This window comes from Nitrobacter sp. 62-13 (assembly GCF_001896955.1).
GTDB lineage: Bacteria > Pseudomonadota > Alphaproteobacteria > Rhizobiales > Xanthobacteraceae > Nitrobacter.
Map to the genome: position 1 here is coordinate 1 of NZ_MKRN01000154.1, position 18,420 is coordinate 18,420.

18 protein-coding genes, 1 pseudogene and 3 riboswitches are annotated in these 18,420 nt (G+C 58.7%); of the genes and pseudogenes, 8 read left to right on the forward strand and 11 right to left on the reverse strand.

All coding sequences use genetic code 11. The features are described from left to right. Positions 1-359: hypothetical protein (locus BGN91_RS10745; RefSeq protein ID WP_292612970.1), on the forward strand; the 359-nt coding region annotated here is incomplete at its 5' end. Positions 360-466: 107 nt separating this feature from the next. Beyond that, a riboswitch (Fluoride riboswitch) is annotated at positions 467-532 on the reverse strand. A gap of 1,055 nt (positions 533-1,587) precedes the next feature. On the opposite strand, the pseudogene eno reads toward BGN91_RS10745, so the two are convergent. The 11 genes and pseudogenes from eno to BGN91_RS10800 all read right to left on the reverse strand — a co-directional run. Then, positions 1,588-2,838 (reverse strand): annotated as a pseudogene (gene eno, locus BGN91_RS10750) (phosphopyruvate hydratase); the annotation flags it as partial. Between the two features lie 132 nt (positions 2,839-2,970). Continuing rightward, positions 2,971-3,030, reverse strand: a riboswitch (Fluoride riboswitch). Between the two features lie 69 nt (positions 3,031-3,099). Then, complete coding sequence (locus tag BGN91_RS10755) at positions 3,100-3,777, reverse strand: hypothetical protein (protein ID WP_292612973.1); 678 nt, start codon at positions 3,775-3,777, stop codon at positions 3,100-3,102. Between the two features lie 4 nt (positions 3,778-3,781). Next, positions 3,782-4,126, reverse strand: a complete 345-nt coding sequence (locus BGN91_RS10760; RefSeq protein ID WP_292612975.1) for a DUF190 domain-containing protein — start codon at positions 4,124-4,126, stop codon at positions 3,782-3,784. A gap of 10 nt (positions 4,127-4,136) precedes the next feature. After that, the gene (locus BGN91_RS10765; RefSeq protein WP_292612977.1) at positions 4,137-4,511 is read right to left on the reverse strand and encodes a CrcB family protein; all 375 of its coding nucleotides are present in this window, start codon (positions 4,509-4,511) and stop codon (positions 4,137-4,139) included. 84 nt (positions 4,512-4,595) lie between these two features. Continuing rightward, entirely contained in the window at positions 4,596-6,572 is a 1,977-nt protein-coding gene (locus BGN91_RS10770) for a proton-conducting transporter membrane subunit (RefSeq protein WP_292612979.1), read from the reverse strand. Beyond that, positions 6,565-7,353, reverse strand: coding sequence for an NADH-quinone oxidoreductase subunit NuoB (gene nuoB, locus BGN91_RS10775; protein ID WP_292612981.1), 789 nt, complete (start codon positions 7,351-7,353; stop codon positions 6,565-6,567). The genes BGN91_RS10770 and nuoB overlap by 8 nt, the downstream gene beginning before the upstream one ends. A 10-nt stretch (positions 7,354-7,363) precedes the next feature. Beyond that, positions 7,364-8,830, reverse strand: a complete 1,467-nt coding sequence (locus BGN91_RS10780) for a nickel-dependent hydrogenase large subunit (RefSeq protein ID WP_292612983.1) — start codon at positions 8,828-8,830, stop codon at positions 7,364-7,366. After that, complete coding sequence (locus BGN91_RS10785) at positions 8,827-10,317, reverse strand: proton-conducting transporter membrane subunit (RefSeq protein WP_292612985.1); 1,491 nt, start codon at positions 10,315-10,317, stop codon at positions 8,827-8,829. Before BGN91_RS10785 ends, BGN91_RS10780 begins: the two co-directional genes overlap by 4 nt. Then, positions 10,314-10,994 carry a hypothetical protein gene (locus BGN91_RS10790; protein WP_292612987.1) on the reverse strand — a complete coding sequence of 227 codons (681 nt, stop codon included), beginning with the start codon at positions 10,992-10,994 and terminating at the stop codon, positions 10,314-10,316. Before BGN91_RS10790 ends, BGN91_RS10785 begins: the two co-directional genes overlap by 4 nt. A gap of 4 nt (positions 10,995-10,998) precedes the next feature. Continuing rightward, a complete protein-coding gene (locus BGN91_RS10795) occupies positions 10,999-11,946 on the reverse strand; it encodes an NADH-quinone oxidoreductase subunit H (RefSeq protein ID WP_292612988.1) in 948 nt (315 codons plus the stop codon). A 102-nt stretch (positions 11,947-12,048) separates the two neighbouring features. After that, positions 12,049-12,111: riboswitch (Fluoride riboswitch) on the reverse strand. Between the two features lie 53 nt (positions 12,112-12,164). After that, the gene (locus tag BGN91_RS10800; RefSeq protein ID WP_366408475.1) at positions 12,165-12,629 is read right to left on the reverse strand and encodes an HIT family protein; all 465 of its coding nucleotides are present in this window, start codon (positions 12,627-12,629) and stop codon (positions 12,165-12,167) included. A 31-nt stretch (positions 12,630-12,660) separates the two neighbouring features. On the opposite strand from BGN91_RS10800, the gene BGN91_RS10805 reads away from it, so the two are divergent. The 7 genes from BGN91_RS10805 to BGN91_RS10835 all read left to right on the forward strand — a co-directional run bounded on the left by BGN91_RS10805 (position 12,661) and on the right by BGN91_RS10835 (position 18,412). Continuing rightward, positions 12,661-12,945, forward strand: a complete 285-nt coding sequence (locus tag BGN91_RS10805) for a DUF211 domain-containing protein (protein WP_292612992.1) — start codon at positions 12,661-12,663, stop codon at positions 12,943-12,945. Beyond that, positions 12,942-13,493 carry a hypothetical protein gene (locus BGN91_RS10810; RefSeq protein ID WP_292612994.1) on the forward strand — a complete coding sequence of 184 codons (552 nt, stop codon included), beginning with the start codon at positions 12,942-12,944 and terminating at the stop codon, positions 13,491-13,493. Before BGN91_RS10805 ends, BGN91_RS10810 begins: the two co-directional genes overlap by 4 nt. A gap of 514 nt (positions 13,494-14,007) precedes the next feature. Next, a complete protein-coding gene (locus BGN91_RS10815) occupies positions 14,008-14,871 on the forward strand; it encodes a hypothetical protein (RefSeq protein WP_292612996.1) in 864 nt (287 codons plus the stop codon). 76 nt (positions 14,872-14,947) lie between these two features. Continuing rightward, positions 14,948-15,322, forward strand: coding sequence for a hypothetical protein (locus BGN91_RS10820; protein ID WP_292612998.1), 375 nt, complete (start codon positions 14,948-14,950; stop codon positions 15,320-15,322). Positions 15,323-16,071: 749 nt separating this feature from the next. Next, the gene (locus BGN91_RS10825; RefSeq protein ID WP_292612999.1) at positions 16,072-16,254 is read left to right on the forward strand and encodes a hypothetical protein; all 183 of its coding nucleotides are present in this window, start codon (positions 16,072-16,074) and stop codon (positions 16,252-16,254) included. 314 nt (positions 16,255-16,568) lie between these two features. After that, the gene (locus tag BGN91_RS10830) at positions 16,569-17,288 is read left to right on the forward strand and encodes a 4'-phosphopantetheinyl transferase superfamily protein (protein ID WP_292613001.1); all 720 of its coding nucleotides are present in this window, start codon (positions 16,569-16,571) and stop codon (positions 17,286-17,288) included. A gap of 110 nt (positions 17,289-17,398) precedes the next feature. Beyond that, entirely contained in the window at positions 17,399-18,412 is a 1,014-nt protein-coding gene (locus tag BGN91_RS10835; protein ID WP_292613003.1) for an alpha/beta fold hydrolase, read from the forward strand. The last annotated feature ends 8 nt before the right edge of the window (positions 18,413-18,420 follow it).

Sequence of the window (18,420 nt, forward strand, 5' to 3'; positions counted from 1 at the left end):
TCCTTGTCGAGAAAAAGCCGATACAGTTTATTGGAGAGATCATAGTGGTGCGCCACATTTCGTCGGGCAAGTCGGCGGGAATTGTGCTGAGTCAGGCTGCTAATAATTGGACGCGCGAGCCGAACCAGCCAACCATCGTGCTGCCCCGCATAATTCCTGCAGAGGAGGTCCATGAGATCCCGCAACGTGCCGCGCTCAAGACACAGCGAGCCGTCCATGTAGGACTCGCCAAGATAAAGGTAAGGATGAAGAGCAAGCTTCAGTGGTGTAAAGAGGCCATTCAGCCGTACCACCACCTGTGGGCGGTGCCCTTCACCATAGCGAGCCTGGCGGCCGTCTGGCCAAATAATACCGAGTGATCCGTTTTGAACTAACCGCCGAAGATATGCATCCAGCACGCGCCGCGCCTCCCCGAACTGCGGTCGCAGGCGTCATGCGTACAGGCAGACACGCCCCACCGCAAAATACTGCGGTAGGAGTCATCAGCACCGAGGCAGTTTGATTAAAGGGAGACTCCATTCCCCATCTCATGCTCGTCTGCCGACGACGCGACGTCAAGAGGTTTTAAGGAGCGACCGGCATTGGAATCTGTTCAGCGAAGCAGGGACGTAACCATCTCAATCGGAGGCCAGTGTTTCGAAAGAAGTAATCGACAGACTTGGTGGGTTAACATCCGTCTCGCGCGCGGCTTTCGCCGGTCGATCAGTGCATCATGAAAACCGGCAAGCGGGTGTTCCTGAGAACTTCATGCGTCACCCCGCCGAATACGCACTCGAAAATCTGGCCGAAACGAAACGCGCCCATAACGATGGCATCAGCCGCGAGCGCTTCGGCTTCCGACAATAAACGCGCACCGATATGTTGGCCCGGCTGGGTATGCACATGCCGGACCTCGGCCGAAATGCCTTGGTCCTTCAGAAATCCCAGCGCTTCCGCGCAGCCCTGGCCGGCTCCGGTTTCGTCGACAGCGACGATCGTGAGTTGCCTGGCCGCTCGGAGCCAGGGTATCGTACGCGCGATCGCCTTGCGCGCTTGCGTCCGCGGTTTCCACGCAATCACGATGTGCTCGCCCAATGTCGGGGGGAGGTCGCCTTCGGTTGGCACAAACAGAACCGGACGACCGGTATTAAAGATCGCGGCGTGCAGCGCGTCGGCGGCATCGAGATTATGCGGCTGTGCTACAGCAATGAGCCCGGCGCCCTTTACCTCGGCGACCAGGGAAGATGTGATATCGCCGACATGTTCGAGCCATTTGACGCGAGCACCGGAAAACGCCAGCCAGCCTTCAAATATATATCGAGCCTGATGTAATCGCTCTTGGGCGGTACCTTCGCGCAGCTCACGCATCGTTTGAAGGTCGATTTCCTCGGCGGCTGCGATGAGCTTGTCGGGATCAACACAGATGTGAAGCGCTGTTAACGGAATATTCCCCGCGAGTTGCGCCGCCCGTTGAGCGACGGTCAGACACCGGCGGGCTGAAGAGGCCTCCTCGATCACAGCCACGACGTCCTGTCCCGAGGACACGGAAACCTCGGCGGTGCGGAGGTTATCCTTAGAGCGAGCGTGATCTGCGGCGAAGGGAGACAGGTAGAAGCTTTGGCCGGCAACCTCACGCTCAATTTCGAGCAGGCGATTGTATTTCGCCAGACGCTCGCCGCGGCAGGGAGCGCCAGCCTTGATCTGACCGCCGTTCATCGCGACAGCAAAATCCGCGATGAACGGATCGTCGGTTTCGCCGGAACGGTGGGAGACGATGTAATTCCATCCCGCTGCGCGGCAAGCTGAGATGGCTGCGACCGTTTCGGAAACGGTGCCAATCTGATTAAGCTTGATCAAAGCGGCGTTGGTTGTTGTCTCGGCGACGCCGCGCTCGATCAGCTTGGGGTTCGTCACATACAGATCGTCACCGACGATCTGGACCGATTGTCCGAGTTCAGCGATCTGAGCCTGGAAGGCCGGCCAATCGTGCTCGCCGAACCCGTCCTCGATCGAGACAATAGGAAAGCGCTTGATCCAGTTCCTATAAAGCGCTTCGAGAGCGACGCTATCCATTGTTCCGGCGCCGGACTTTTTCAGATCGTACGAGCCATCGCGGCAGAACGACGAAGCAGCCGGATCGATTGCAAGGGCGATCTGCTCGCCTGGAATGAACCCGGCACGCTGGATGGCTTCAACGATCAGCGAACAGGCTGCGTCGTTGCTGTCCAGGTTCGGTGAAAAGCCACCTTCGTCGCCGACGCCGATGGTGAGACCTTTCTCGATGAGAAGGTTGCGAAGCGCGTAATAGGTTTCGGAACTCCACCGCATAGCCTCGCGGAACGATGGTGCGCCGTGCGGCACGATCATGAATTCCTGGAAGTCGAGAGAGTTCGCGGCGTGAACTCCTCCATTGATGACGTTCATCATTGGAACGGGAATGCGGTAGCCCGCTGCATTTGCGAGATAAGCGTATAGTGGCTTCTGGGAGACCTGCGCACCGGCGCGGGCAATCGCCATCGACGTACCAACAATCGCATTGGCGCCAAGACGCGATTTCGTCTCGGTCCCATCTGTTTCAATGAGAAGGTGATCAAGATCGGCCTGTTTAGTCGGATCACGGCCACGGATCACACGGCCGATTTCCTCCAGATTGGCGATCGCCTTGAGGACTCCGCGGCCGCCATAGCGCTTGGGATCTCCATCCCGCAGCTCATGCGCTTCGCTCTCACCGGTGGACGCTCCCGATGGTACTGATGCAAATGCGCGGATGCCACTTTGCAAGCGGACTTCGACGCGCAGTGTCGGACAGCCACGCGAATCGAGGATTTCGTCTCCGAGCACCGCAATAATTCTATCCATGACGTCCTCCGTCCCCTTTGTGCGACATCAAGGGCGCCAAATGAGGAATCCTCACGCAGGGGTCGCTGCGGGATAAATCCTGTCGCGGAGAACGAGGGACTATGGAGTCACAACTTTCCTACCACGATCATTCGCGCGGTAGGAGTCATCAGCCTTTCGGCGGTTTCGGGGGACTCCATCCCCATCTTGTTCATGATACCTGCGCGAGCCTAACGGGGCAAGCAAGCCACAGCAGCGGACGGAATCTTTCCGCTACCATTGCTATCCTGTGTGGGCGCGCGGCGCGCCGCGACCACGGCGGATTGACGGCGCCACACAGGAGCGTCCTACGATCAGTTCGGCGACGGCGGTGACGTTTAGAGGCAGATAAGACCGGCCAGGCACTTCGGCGTGGGTGAAAGTCTCTATCGCTTCGAACGGCGACATGGCCTTCGGTGGACCGCATTCAACCATTTGTCCTGCTACATATCGAATGTTCAAGTCCAGGAAGAGTCCCTCGACTGTTAAATGGCGTCCGGCGCGCTCAACAACTCGCGCCGCAGGAAACGTTCTGGTGATGGAATCATGGAACGCCTGACGATAAATCGGCCGAAGATCATTGCGGAAATTGCGAAGACCAACCAACACGGCGTCAGGTACTGTTCCATACACCCGCAACAGCAATGCAACCGTCAGCTCCATCAACTCCTCGAAATCGTAGGTGACATGCCGATGTCCCTTGGACTGCGCCTTGCCTGTTTCGAAAGGGATTCCGAGCCTGCGCAGGGATTTGATGTAGGAGTTGAAAGTCGATCCACTCACCCCACCGCGGAGGCCAAGCTCAGTCATTAGCCACATGGCTTGGCCATGTGTCAAAGCGAGTGCTGGCGCAGCGTTCGCTTCTGACTTCGCCGGAAGTCTGGAATTGCGCTTGCGCATCTCTGTCGGCGGCGATTGCATGCGATTAGCTTTTGTTCGATAGCGATGTGGCGGCGCCGTAACGTTTCGCCGGCCAGGAGACGATATGCCTGCCCGGAACCAGATCGCCAAGAATTCCAATTGCAGCTTCAGCGACCTTCGGCACGTCGAAAAACTGTATCATGAGGGGCAAGTCGACATTGAGACGGAGAATGTCGTCGGCGCGGACTTCTCCGCTTGCACCAAATCCGGCGATGCCGCGGAATACGGTGACGCCCTCAACGCCGTGCTGATCCTGAAGCAGCGTCAGGATCTCCTGCATCAAGGTTTTTCGACGCCCGTGATCGGCCTCGTGCAAATAAACACGGACCATCAGGATTTCTTCCGTCATGATTCTCTCCTCACAGGTTGCGCGCGACGTAGGCCCCTCCGAATGCAGCCAGAAAGCCGAGACCGACCGAGAGCAGGAGATACAGGCCGGCCTTCAGCGCCTCGCCGCCTTCGGCGAGCAGAAGCGTCTCCATTTCGAAGGTCGAAAACGTCGTATAGCCGCCGAGGAATCCGGTCAGGATTCCCGTACGGAGCGCTGGCCCAAGCGTGAGGCGCTCCAGGGTTTCCACGAACAGAAATCCCATAAAGAAGCTTCCCATGATGTTGATGCTCATGGTGGCATAGGGGAAATCGCGGCCATAAACAGCCTGCACGAGGTTGGTCTGTGCAAATCGCGCCCAGCAGCCAAGCACCCCAAAGATCGCGATTGCTCCGTACGTCCACATCGTATCGTTAGCCTCTGCAAGACCAGAGCGTTTTCCAGCGAAGTGGATACCGGTTCGCGTGAAGAAAACGCGTCAAAACAAGAATCAGACCAGCGTCAGCCCGAGGATCAGCACGAGGAGAATTCCGATCAGGCCAAGGTAAAAATTGAGATGTCCGGATTGCAACAGCCGCAGCGTGCGCGCCATGGCCTGGACGACCCGCACCGCGGGCTGAAACAGCAACGGTCCGAAGACCGGTGCGACGTCGTGCTCGAATACGAGCTTCTTGACAAAATATCCCTGGGCGTCCCCGTCCTGCGCGGTATCAGCCGTCGGTCGATAGACGAAGCTATAGAAGGTGCGCATCGCGTTGGAAAACGTCAGGGCGGTGGTGGAGGCGCGGACAGGATCGGGCGCAAGGCCGCCGTACCAAACCGGTACCCGGCGGATCGGCCGGCGCCGACTCAGGACAACGAAGGCGATCGGAATCAGCGCCAGCAACGGCATGACGACCATCAAGAGACTGGGCGAGATGAACGCGAACTTCGCTGTCAAGGGGACCAGTATTGGTCCGTCATGCATGAGGTTTGTGACGACGCTGCCGAACAGCCGCGATGTCGCGCCGTCCAATGCCGAAAGCCAGAGCGGCATGCCGACTCCAAGAGCGAGGACGGCCAGGCCAATAAGACCAACCGAGATTGAGTAGGCTCTCCGAATAGGGGCAGGTCGCTTTGCATTGCGCCCCAGCACGCCAAGGCCGATGACCTTGACGAAGGTCGCAAACGCGATCGCGGCGGTGAGGGCCAACCCCGCGCCGGTCAACGCTAGCGTCAGACGACCGCCGAGATAGGGAAGATTGAACCCCTGAAAGACGGTCTGGAAGACGTACCACTCGCTGACAAATCCGGCGACCGGCGGCATTGCCGCAAGACTCATTGCGGCCAGGACAGCGCCGATACCGAACAGCCAATGACTTCCGGCGCCGCTATAGGCGATTGCGTAATTGCCGTTGGCTCGACGCAGGCCATCGGCGGCGATAAACAGCGTGCCCTTGGCCAGCGCGTGCCCGGCGAGATGCAGCAACGCAACCGTCCAGGCGAGCCCGGCCAGATCCAGAAGCTGATAGCTGCGAAAGAGCATCGATGCGCCGAGCGCAACGACTGCGATCGAGGCATTCTCAGCCGAGGAAAAACTCAGGAGACAACGCCAGTCATCCTGTTGGAAAGCATAGAGGATGGTCAGGACTGCGCTGACGGTCGCCACGACGATCACGATCACGGCGAGCGTCGGAAACGCGCCATCGGGTGCGACCGGCAGCCATTCCATCAACGATCGCGACAAAGCAAAAAATGCAGCGTTCAACACGACGCCGGAGAGAATTGCTGCCGATGCACCGCTGCCGGATCCGTAAGCACCGGGAAACCACTCATAGAACGGTAACAGGCCGAGCTTGGCGCCGAACCCGATCAGGAAGAGAAGGCCAATGCCAATCACCATTCCATAGGAAAGCGCGTTTGCCTCATGGATGAATTGCGTGAAACCGAGTGAGGCGGCGTGCAGTCCCAAAACCGCAACAGCGAGGATCAATGCGACGGCTCCGACTTCGAGCAGCGCCAACATGAACAGAACGGTTCGTCCTCGCGACGGGTCGACGTTATCCGACAGGATCATCACGGCGCCGCCGAGACTCATCAGTTCCCACGCGACGATCAGTGCTGCTCCATTTTGGAGACCGAATACACCGAGCGCGCCAAGAAGGCTGATGGCGGCTCCGAGAATCCAGCCTTGAGAACCGCTTTGGGATGGCGACATCAACGCACAGGCAAAGCCGGCCGGAACAAGACCGAAGCCCATGAGCCAGAGCGCTTCCGGATCGAGACGAAACGCGACCGCTTCTCCCATGATCTGACCGGGCAGCACGAACGCGGACGTCGCCGCCGGCAAGCCGATGATCGTTGCCAGGACGCCGGTCGCGGCGCCAACGGCCAATAAGACGCGGCCAATAGCGATGAAACTGCTCAAACCGGCGACCGCTGCGGCGAGCCAGAGGATCACGCAAAGCAGCAAAGGTTGATTAGCCACTGATTTGTCCCCCTCGCACGCGTTGGGGGGCGCGATCAAGGAACATCAACAGGGCCTGCAGGATCGCGGACGGATTTGGCGGGCAACCGGGAAGATAGAGATCAACGGGAAGGACACCCTCGAGTCCGGTGCCGCACGCGTAATTGCCTCCGGGAATTCCTCCCGACACCGCGCAGGTTCCGACCGCCATGACCCAACGAGGCTCCGGCATCGCCTCGTATGCAGCCTTGAGGGGCTCGAACATCGCGCGGGTGACCGGCCCGGTCACCAACAAGAGGTCGGCGAAGCGAGGAGATGGCGTGAAAAAGATCCCCAGTCGATGCAGGTTGTAAAACGGATTATTGAGCGCCTGAAGTTCCGACTCGCAGCCGTTGCATGATCCTGCATCGACATGCCGGATGTGCAGGCTTCGACGAAATGCTCTCCGCTCGGTTCGGTCCGCGGCTGGATGGCTCGTGCGATCATTCGACCAAACAAGGTCGGTTCGGTCACGAACACCGAACGCCCAATCGTGGGACGGCTCCATCGCGCCACCGGGGCATGCCTCGGTGCAAAGCTGGCAGACAACGCAGCGTCCATAGTCAACGGAAAGACCGCCGTCTTTTGCTTGAATGGCGTGCGTCGGACACGCGGCCGCGCATTCCGCGCAACCCTCCTCACACAAAGCTGGATTGTAGCGCGGCATGCCCAAAACGCCGTCCTGCCCGTCGCTTGCTCCATCTTTCGGCCACGGCGTTGTTGCTTTTCCGCTCGCTAGTCCGAACAAGGTCCACAGCGCCATGGGATGCCTCCTATCGGTCGCAACCGGCAATGGTCAGGCCGAAGCTTGCCTCGTTGATCGCGTAGTCCATCATGTTCGTGTCGTGCACCGTGAAGGGGAACGCTCGCCAGTTCGAGAACGACGGCGACTTGATCTTCACGCGAGCGAGACGTCCGTCTCGGCCGATATGGACAGCATAGAACAGGGAGCCGCGCGGATCCTCGGCCCAGCCCAGTCCGTGCGACAGCGGGGGCGGAACGCATTCGGATCGAATAGGTCCGGATTCCAAAAGAAGCAGGACGCGCTGGCAGAGAATGAAGGAGGCTTCGACCTCCGCGATGCGGACGCGCTCACGCGCGTAAGCATCGCCTTCTTTCAATGAGCTGACGGTGAGCGGCAACTCTGCATATTGTGCATAAGGATGGTCGCGTCGAAGATCGCGATCGAGACCGGAGGCCCGTTCGATCGGTCCCGTTGCGCCCTGGTCGAAGGCAATCCGCTCCGGCAACGGTCCGGTCGTGATCAGCCGGTCAAGATGGCTCTCTGATGATTCCAGGCGTTCGACGTAGGCGACGAACTCCTGGCGCAGAGTCTCCAGCGATGCACCGAGCCACCTATCAGGCGTCAGATCCCGTCGGAGTCCGCCCGGTGTCAACAGGCTTCGCAAAAAGCGACTGCCGGTCAAACGGGCGATTATTTGCTTGGCCTTTTCCTCCAGCAGCTTGCCTTGCGCTTCGCCGACCTTCAGGGATGTGGTGTGGCAGAGATGACCGAGATAGTGGAGATGGTTGTAGATCCGTTCCAGTTCCGCAAGCAGAACGCGCAACGCCCGCGCGCGGACAGGAACCGTGCATCCGGCGGCGCGTTCGATCGCCTCGCAATAGGCCAGCGCATGCGCGAGGCTGCCGACACCGGAGATCCGTTCGGCTATGACGACAGCGTGATCCGGTCGTTGCCCCTCGAAACAGGATTCCATCCCGCGATGCTTGAAGAAGAGTCGCGGCTGATAGTAGATGATGCGTTCGCCGATATAGAAGAACGTGAACTCGGCGGACTCCACGACGTCGGCGCGGATGGGCCCGAACGGAAGCTGCTGAACCTCGCCGGTTTCGATCGCAGGCAGATGCGCATGGCCGTTCGTCGGCGGATACGAATTGAGGCCTCCACCATTGATCTGGGTCGAGTCGCTATCGCGAAGGATCAGCGGGTAGGGCTCGGGATGTCCGCTGAACCCCACTTTTTGCAGGTCCATCATTTCACGCTCGTACCACCCGAGAAGCGGAACGATGGGCGCAAGGCTCGGAAGCTTGCGTCCGGCGACCGTCCAGACGTCGAAATCTTGCTGATCCGGAACCGCGCAGATATAGCGAACTTCAGTTTTCGAGCCTTCAGGCGACCACGCATAAGCGAACTGGACCCGGCCGCCGGATTCATGTAACGCCTGTGCGGCTGCGCGGAGTCCCTCCGCTGTCAACGGTTTGATTCTCATCCCGTTCATCGCGCGACCTCCGCCGGCGACATCACGGTCAGCGCGTGCGCGATCGTTTGAAAATGATCCCATAGTGCTTGCGGCCACCATAATCCCATGACGAGCAGAGGGACGAGCGCGAGCCACACCGGCGCCAGACACCAGGTGCTGACGGGAGCCACCTTCCTTTCGGGCACTGTGCCGTTATCGAAGTACATTGCCTTGAAGTGATTGAGAAAGCCGACGAAGATGACGATGAGCAGCCCGGCCATGAGCACGACGAGGACATAGTTCGCCTTCGCAAGGCCAGCCCGAATGATGGACAATTCGCTGAGAAAGAGTGCGAATGGCGGTGCGCCGGTGATGGCGACTGCGCCTGCCAGCCATAGTCCGCCAAGCACCGGCAAGTTGCGGAGAACTCCACGAATTGCCGTAATCCGTTTTGTCCCGTATGCGCGCATGATGCTTCCGGCGCCGAAGAACATCGCGGACTTGTTCAGCGAGTGGTTCAGCATGTGGTAAAGCGCGCCGGCGATGCCGAGTGGCCCGCCGAAGCCGAACCCTAGCGCGATGACGCCCATGTGCTCGACGCTGGAATAGGCCATCAGCCGCTTGAGGCCCTTTTGCCGAACGATGAATAGCGCTGCGACGAGCAACGAGAAGCCGCCGAGCGCGAGAAGCGTTCCATGCGCCAGCGATCCGATCCCGGCCGCGTCAGCGACCATGAGATACCGCACGATGCCGATCATCGCGGTATTGAGGAGCGCGCCGGACAACAAAGCCGACACCGGCGCGGGGCCTTCGCTGTGCGCGTCCGGCAACCAGGTGTGCATCGGCGCGAGGCCCACCTTCGTGCCGTATCCGATCAGGACCAGCAGAAAAGCCAGGGAGACCAAAGGCGGGTTGAGGCGAGGCGCGATGTGCTCGATGGTCTCCCATGTCATGTCGTAGCTCGGTCCGAGAATGAACGTGCCGCTCCAGTAGAACAACACGGTTCCGAGCAGCGCCAGACTGATGCCTGCTGACACGATGATGATATATTTCCAGGCCGCTTCGATGCTTTCGGCCTCGCGTTCGAAGGCGACCAGGAATGTGCTGATTAGAGTCGTCAGTTCGATCGCGATCCAGTAGAGCCCGGCATTGTTCATCATCGGGCCGACAAGCGTGCTTAAGGCGAAGCCCGCGAACATGGCGTAGAAACGATAAAGGCGATCCTCCTCGCCGAGCAACCGCATGTAGCCGATCGCATAGATCGAAGCGAGAAAGTAGACGATGGCGGCGCATAGAATCGACCAGGTGCCCAGGCCGTCGATGATGATGTATTCACCCCAGAACAGCACCTTTGTATCGGGCACGAGGAGCAGAATCGCAAAAACGGAAACGAGCGAGATAATGCTGGCAACAAGGTTTAGGGCTTCGGCCGCGCGTGGTCGGTGTATGACCACGATCAGAATGATGGCGACGGCCGGCGCTGCGGCAAGTGCGAAAACAAATGCGCCGACCGCGTTCATCGTCATCCCACCAACCTTTTGAGCTGCAGCGAGCTGGTCGTGCCGACGTGAGTCAAAAGGTACTGCACCAGAACGCCGAAGCAGGCGACGACAATGAGCAGATCGAACAGGATGACGATTTCGAGCAGAAGCGGCATGCCGGGGACTAGAATTTGCGCTCCGAGAAAAACGCCATTTTCCAAAACCAGAAGACCGAGGATCTGGCTGATCGCTTCATGCCGGACCGAAAGCATGAGAAAGCCGATCAGTTTCATTGAGAGCATGACCGTCAACGCGAGCACGACGATCGTTCCGGCAAGACCTAAGGCAGCGCCAATACGATAGGAAACGGCCAGCGCAAAAACGACGGCGAATGCACCGATCACAAGGCTGGAGCTGGCCTGCAGGATAACGTGAACTTCGCGGTGTGCTTCCAGGCGCCTGATGATGCGCAGGATGAGATAGGGAAGCAGCAGTCCCCTGAAAGCCGCCGTCAGAATCGCAACGATATAGAGTTCGTCGTAGTTTCCGTAGTAGCCGACCGCGCCCGAGAGAATAGCGATAAGCCAAGACTGGGCCGCGAAGGCGAAAAGATAATGGCGAAGCCATCGCGAGCCGAGCATCACGAAGGACAATAACAGGCTGCCAATCGCCAAGAGGCTGAACAGCGAAGCGGGTAGGGGATCGAGATGTGCCGCAAGCATGGGACTAGCTCAGTTGCGTGCCGACGATGGCAAGGATCGCCAGCATGAAGGACGCTGCGAGCGGCTCCTGGTATCGGTAGAAGCGGAGTCGGGACTGTATGGTCTCGACGAGCACGACGACGCAGGCGACGAGGAGGAATTTGATCGCAAGGGAGCCGATAGACCCGGCGACTCCGATCGCCGTTCCCCGGACGGAGAGCGCCCAGGGAAACAGCAACACGTTGCAGAAGATCGTATAGAGGATGAATTGCTTCATCATCGACGCCCATCGAAGGATGGCAAGCATCGGCCCCGAATATTCGAGAATCCGCGCCTCCTCGATCATGTAGACTTCGATGTGCGTGCTGGAATGAATTGGCAGCCGATCAGTCTCGACCAGGATCAACACGAAGAACGCCGCGACCAGAAACAGATGGGTCGGCCCCCAATAAATCCACGGCTGCGCGACGAGGAGATGGTTGACCACGAAGGGCAGCATCGATTTCGCCAGCAGGGTAATGCCGACAAAGACCAGAATGAGCGTCGGCTCGGCGAGAATGGTGACCATGACCGAGCGGCTGGAGCCGATGCCGCCATAGGCGCTGCGCGTATCGAGGCCGGCGAGCGTAATCATGAATGACCCGAGCGTCAGGATCAGGCCGCCGCCGAGAATGTCTCCCATGTTCGATAGTGGTAGCGGAAAGTTGGTGAGAACCGGGATCAGGATCGGAACGGTTAGCGTCGTCGTGAACGCAATGATCGGCGCTGCCCAGTACAGCCAGGACGCTGTCTCGGGCACGACGATCTGCTTGTGAAACAGCTTCCGGAGATCGCGATAAGGTTGAAAGATTCCCGGGCCCTGGCTGCGCTGGACCCGTTCCTGAAACTGCAGGATTACGCCCTGCAATAAGGGTGCGAGCAGCAGCGTGGTGAGCACCTGAGCGATTTGGAGGAGGACATCGCGCGCGGTCACGGGCGGCCTCCCCGCACGGGGAAGGACAACCTTGCTATTGACCGACGATTTGTTTGGGGGGATCGTTTGAGCAAGGTGCATAACTCCCGTCTGCCAGAAATTGGCTCGACAGGAGTCATCAGCCCCGAGGGCGGTTAAAAGGCGAACTCCATCGCCGTGTACAAGACTGGCCTTCCCTCTCTCGATTGTCAAGAACCAGAGTAACTGCGTCGTAATTCTTAGTAACGCATTTTGTCGGGAATGACCGCGCGTACACCGCCAAGAGGATCAGGGACGTCGCCGTCGCGACGGGGAATCAGATGGACATGGCAGTGGAATATGGTCTGGCCGGAAACCAGGCCGGCATTGGCGCCGACGTTGAAACCCTTCACCAGGGGATCGGTCTCCATGATCTCCGATCGAAGATGTCGCAATAATTCATTGGCTGCGGCTAGCTCCGGATCCGTCAGGTCGAAATATGTCGCGGCATGGCGATAGGGAAGAACCAGGGTGTGGAGGAATGTAACCGGCGTTGTATCGCGAACCGCGAATGTCAGTTCGTTTCGCATAACGACGGCAGGCCCATCGCGCAAGGCGCAGAAAACGCAGTCAGGCGCGCGGGTCTTTACGCCTGGTTGCTGGTTCGTTGCTTTTGTCATTCCGCAAATACCGCGTTGGGTTCTATATGACACGCAGTCTGGCATTTTTTAGCAAACGTCCCAAGAGGTGTGACGAATGAACATTCGCCAGCTGCTCCTTGATGTCGACAAAGCCGTTGCCCGGCCATCATTGCTCGAAATTGCAGCCGCACTCGACCGATGCACGGGAGTCGAGGCCGTGAACATCACGGTCGAGGAAATCGACATTGAAACCGTTGGCATGAACGTGTCGATCGAGGGCAGCAATATGAGTTATGAGGAGATCGCAGGGGCGATCGAAAAAACGGGTGCTGTCGTCCATAGCTTGGACGAGATCGCGGTCGGTGAGCGCATCATTCCACGGATTCCCCGTGTCCGATGAAGGCGTTCGATTTTGTTCGACACCCAACTAACCGTCTCGACATCGTCGCCGGATTGATTGATGGGATCTTGAACGCACTGACGTTGGCGGCCGGGCACCTGATACACGCCGGAGGCGAGGGGGCAACGTTAAGCCTCGCTCTGCGAGTAAGCGTAGCGGCCGGCGCAACGACCATTTTCGTGTTCTTTGTCGCGCACTACGCGCAGCTGCGTGTCGAACTGGTGCGACATGAGCGCGAATTGAATTTGATGGCGCATGGCAAGCTCGCTGCCACGAGCCTCGGTCGAAGCGTATTTTTCGAATCGCTCTTCAAGGCCTTGTTAGCAGCAGGCTTTAGTTTGGCGGGCGCGCTCTTTCCTTTGATTCTCTGCGCTTGGTTGACGTCTCCGCCATGGCTGGGGCTGGCGATCACAATTATCGCGCTCGGCGGATTAGGGGCCCTGCTGGCCAAAACTTTCTATGGCTCTTCGCTTAGGTGGGGAGTGTGTCTGTTTGTCGGCGGGATCGTACTGACTTTTGTTGGCATGAACCTCGATCTTGTGGGGTAGCTTGTAATCGGAATCCGGGGCATCCGCAGCGAGAGCAGCCACCGTTTTCTGCTGACAGTACGATCTCGATGACAATGCCGGCATTTGCGCTATCAGCCATTTCGTTTCCCCTCGATCTTCTGATCGTCGTCCGCTCGAGGCTGTCGATGATGATGCAAATGCATGGCAGACCTATGGTTCTCGCACAACGCACGCAATGCGAGAATGCCTTCCTTGTGCTTTGCGTTGAAAGCATTCGACAATTGATGCTCCTGATATTTGCAAATATCCATTGATCACCTTCCCTCGTGAGAAGGTTCAGTGCGGTGTCCTTCCATTTCGCGTGAAAGAACCAACCTTATATTTAGTCCGGTGGGAATGGAGGCTCCCGACAAACGCCGTGGACGAGTCATCAGCCCCGCGAGATCATAGCAACCGCAAGGCGCTGTCCTTGAATATCTGGGATCTTGGGCTTTTGACGCGATCCGTATCCGGTCGGATACGTGCGAGGAGCTTTCCCCGAGGGGAGCTGAAGATGATGCCTTCCGACTCCGTAACCAATTATCCGGAACAGACTTTTGATGCGCGTCTGAGTCGCGCGCTGAATCACCTGACCTCATTCCACGATGGTGATGACAGTGTGGCCGAGATATTGGCGCTTGGAACCGATGCTATACCAGCGTTAAGTCAGATTTTGACACAGCGTGAGCCGAGTGGACTCTTCCAAGTTCGGTGCCGTGCGGTGGAGGCACTGGCGGCGCTCAAGGCATTTTCCGTTCTCGGCGATTTCCTTCGCAAGCGCCGCGACGCTGCTGATCCGGTTGAGCGGCTTGGAGATGACGCGGTTGTCGGCGCCGCAGCGCGCGCGGTCGCGCATCTTCGTGAGCCGTGGGTCTATAACTTGCTTGCGGACCTTGCCCGCCACCGTCCACTTCAGGGGGTCCTTGCCGGGCTCGGGTCGTTCTTCTGCGCTGATTCTCTGCCTATTTTTGTCGACGCGCTTCAAGAAGATCATCTTCGTTTGACGGCAGAGGCGATCCTGCGAGGCTTTGGGTTCAAGGCTCGTCCCGCCCTGGTGACGGCCGCGTTAGAACCCGGTGAAGGCACAGAATGGGAAAGTGTATCCTATTTGCGTAAGCGTCGGAGTGCGCTTGGAGTGCTTTCCGAAATCGGCGTGCCGCGTCGGGATTGGCCGCGGCTGTGCCCTCTTATTGATAATCCCGATCATCAGGTCGCGCTGCTCGTCTGTGAAATCGGAATCAAGCTCGGGAGCGCCACAGATCACGTGCGCATCGCTGCCCGATTGCGGGACTTGCGGCCGTCAGCCGGCTGGATTCACCGCGAGCAGATTGATGAATTGATGAGATCACTGTCCTCTCTGCGCATTGATGACGACTAGCTCTGGTCCACGGCAAGACAGTCCTTGACCTGCCCCCGTTTTGTCCGTCGTGCCGCGCAAGCACTAGCGACATGCATTGAATGCAGCCATTAATTTAAAGTCGTGCCACTTTTTGCAATTTAATTGGCTGACGCCTTCGAAAGAAACCGGCACGTCAAGCATTGCGGCATTCGATCAGAACGGTTTTTCTGGCGCGGCAATTTCCCGTCCGTGCACGATGGGCAAGGTACTCGGGATGTTGTGCATCGTCGACGAGCTCAGCCGTGTGAGACCGGCTGTCCGTATCACACGGAAGCTGAAGGCGGGCGATGTTATCGAAGCACTCTGCGAGCGCGCCTCGCCGGCATGGTCGGCTCATTCGGGCAGCGCCCTGTTGCAGGGCGGATTCGGACGGCGCATCCCCGAACGAGATTTGTCGTTCTGGAAGGTGCGGTGCGAGAGCCACATATAAGCCGCTGCCAAATTAGCGAAATTCCCTGTGAGCGGCGAATGTCAGAGGAGATTGGGTTACGTCGTCGCCAGCCGCTCCGTGCGATATTTTCTGGAATCTCCCAAAGGCTGACGAAAAAACCGCTGATGGCGGACTTTTGCGGCAGGCGAACATCCTTGAAGATGGCCCGGGCGGGTCTGTCTCGGAGGATTCAGAGAAAACGGAAAACACACCAGGTCCGGAACGGAGACCGGCGAGCGTCAATCCAGTCGACTTCAGGATCGGGAGCGGCAGGTATCCCCAAGTATCATCCAGGGGCAGGACGACCGACGGCCTTGGGCAAAAACCTGCTCGAGTCAACGATAGGAATGCTGATGGCTACCGCGACTCCTGACTTTTCTCTTCCTGCTGCTTTTCCTTCTCGCGCTTGCGATTCATGAAACCAACGATGTGGGGAGGAAATACTTTCTCTTCCATTCCAAACCTCCAAAGAAAGGCCCCGAACCTGAGAAGAACGGAGCCTTTCTAGGACCAGCAACACGATTCGCGCTGGCACTACTGTGACGCGTGGAAATAAATCTGGGGAGTGGAATTTCGTTCCCGTCCTAACTTTTGTTTGTGGAGGGATGCATTCATGACGGTGCCCGCCGCAATGCAAAAAGGATGGTAGTTCCACCTGGGCCGTTCGCGTTATAAAGCTGTTCGCGCTATAAACTTGTGATGCTGATCGCCAGTCTGGCGGCGGCAGTTGAAGTCCGGAGATAGGTTAGGTGACCGATTATCGAGTCTACATTCTCAACGACAAGGGCCACATCCAGGGCGACACGCTCATAGTGAGCGCGGACGACACGCAGGCGATCGAATCCGCAAGGAAGATTGTCGGCGCCCGTAACGTGGAATTGTGGGATGGAGAGCGCTTGGTTGGGCGCTTCAAGACGGAGCTAAGCAGCTAGCCGGATTCCTTACAACCCGCGCAGCGCCGCCATGCTTTGGAACCATCCGTGCGTATGCCGGGTGAGCAGGGCCAAGCGTTTGCTTGGTCCGGCAGGATAGTTCGATCCCGCAGGCGCGACCGGAGGGATCGATACCGGTTCTGTCAAGTCATCGGGCCCGTTCGCGGGCGGTACCTCTAAATATCTATAGTTGCTCTTTGTTTGCTCTCTTGCCTGATTGATTGATCGGGCAATTCCGCGTGGAATGGCGCTGCCCTTCATTTGAAAGAATGCGTTGGTGCGCATGCGCGCTCCAGCGACACCGGAATCCGCCCATGACTCCTGACTGTGAACCCGACTTTATCCGATCCTCCGGAGTGGGCGCACAGGATCGCCTCGGCGCATCGGGCTTTCCCGATAAGACAGCCGGGATCATAATGCCGGTGCTTCAGAACGACGATTTTGAGGTCCTGGCATTCATGCTTGATGTGGAGCAGGACGTTATTCGCGAGATAGGTGCCTGCCTCGACCAGGAGGAGCGCCGGCGCGCCGCAAGGTTGAGGCTGGAGCGGGATCGCGACCGCTTTGTTGCTGCCCGTGGGCAGTTGCGTCGAGTCCTCGGGTCCAGACTGGGCATCTCACCGTCGGACATCGAGCTGGAATATGGATGGCGAGGCAAACCCCGTCTCTCACGCCGCATGCCGGCCGGCGATTTGCACTTCAGCGTTTCACGATCCGGAGAGGTGGGGGTGATCGCCCTCGCGACCAGGCAAGAAGTCGGGGTAGACATCGAGGCAGTTCTCCCGGTGCCGGAAGCGGACGAGATCGCGGCGCTCTGCTTTTCAGCCTCCGAGTACGGCTCATACGCCGCTCTGGGTGCGGAACACCGGCTGGAAGGCTTCCTCTGGCGTTGGACCGGGCTTGAGGCCGTCGCCAAAGCTCTCGGATGCGGCTTGGGTCGTCCCATTTCCTGGGATGAAAAGGATTGGGCCGTCAGAAGGTTCATACCCAAGCCCGGGTATGTCGGGAGCGTGGTCGTTCGGGATGAATGGTAGTCGGAAGAGTTTTCGCGATGTCAACATTCACTGCCGATAGACAAGTAACTCAACCAATTCGGACCGAGCCTGTTTTGTCCACGTCGCAATCGAGAGCACAACTCAGCCCCATGTCATTGCGCGCGATACCGGTCGCGGAGTTGCTTGCAACTCTTGCGGCCAGGGACATCAAGGTTTGGGCAGACGACGACCGGCTGCGGTGCAATGCCCCGGCCGGCGCATTGACGGCCGAGTTTCGCGAGCAGTTGCGGGACCGGAAGGACGAGATCCTGGATTTTCTGAGCATGGCCGCGACGGTTGCGAGGCAACAACCTGCAATCGTTCCCCTGCAGTCTCAGGGAACGCGCACGCCAATTTTTGCCGTACCCGGGCATGTCGGCGCGCCTTTCACGTTCTCGGATCTGTCGAAACATCTGGGCGACGATCAACCGTTCTACGCGCTCCAGCCGTCTGGCTACGATGGACAAAGCGAGCCGATGGAACGCGTCGAAGACATCGCAGAGTACTTCGCTCGCCAGATCGTCGAATATCAGCCGGCTGGCCCGTACATCATCGCCGGCTATTGCTCCGGCGCTTCGACAGCGTTCGAGCTGGCGAAAATCCTGGGGCAACGCGGAGCGGAGGTGCGATGCGTCGTGCTCTTTGGTCCTCTTTATCCTCCGACCAATGAGAAGTTGCCGCGTCTCGCGTATTTTTCTGCCAGAAGTCATGTTGAGGCGATCGCGCGCGAGATCGCGAAGCGTCCGACGTTCGCCGCTCGTCTCCGATATGTCAGCGGCCGCCTCGGCAATCGCCTACGTGACCTCGTCATCCGCTTTCGCGAGCGCAAACAGCCAGTGGTGGCGGATCCCGTGCTGGAGAGCAGGGCTCGACTCAAATCCACGGCAATGGCCGCCTTTCGACGGTACATTCCCATGCCGTATTCGGGCCGAGTTTGCATAGTTCTTCCCAACACGGACTGGCTGCGGTCGGGTGCAGCAGCCCGCCGATGGCTTCGCGTGGCGCCTCATGCCGATTTTTATTTCGGGCCTGCGAACTGCCGCGCAGCCTCCATGCTGGAAGATCCTGAAGCATCCGCCATCGCAGAGCTTTATCGCAAGGCAACCAAAAAGCTGAACGATTGACGTGATCT